Origin of the sequence: Mesorhizobium sp. M1A.F.Ca.IN.020.06.1.1 (genome assembly GCF_004023265.1) — a bacterium.
GTDB lineage: Bacteria > Pseudomonadota > Alphaproteobacteria > Rhizobiales > Rhizobiaceae > Mesorhizobium.
Window position 1 is genome coordinate 1 of the sequence record NZ_RZSR01001796.1, and the last position, 460, is coordinate 460.

The 460-nt window shown below is 66.3% G+C and carries 1 pseudogene; it reads right to left on the reverse strand.

The features are described 5' to 3' along the window. Positions 1-56 precede the first annotated feature (56 nt). Positions 57-460, reverse strand: a pseudogene (locus EOA60_RS36955) (hypothetical protein); the annotation flags it as partial.

Genomic DNA, 460 nt, shown 5'->3' on the forward strand with positions numbered 1-460 from the left:
GAGACAGGCATGGAGGGGCGCCACCTCGCGTTGCTCGGGTCGCTAGCCGCATAGGGTCAGGCGGCGACGGCATTCCCGATGCCCTCGACATCCGCCGCCAGCGCCTTGTCGACCTCCGCGAGTTGGCGGCGCTTTTCTGCCAGCTCGCCGGCAAAGGCGAATTCGTCGCCGTCTCGCGACTGATAAGAAGCGAGCCTTCGGCGCGCGTCGGCGAGGCGATGGCGATAGCGCTCCTGCTCTTCCTCCAAACCGCACAGCGCGTGCTCGAGGCGAGAAACCGCTCCGAGCGGCGTCACCGTGACCGGCAGCTCGATCTCTTGGGTTGCGCCGGTGCGCATCAGCACGGTGCTGTAGCGATAGCCGTCTCGCCCAAAGCGCTCACCGGCATACTCGAGATCGAAGCCGCCGATTGCGGCGATGACAATCTCACCCTCCTGCTGGAGCTGGACGAGGGTCAGGA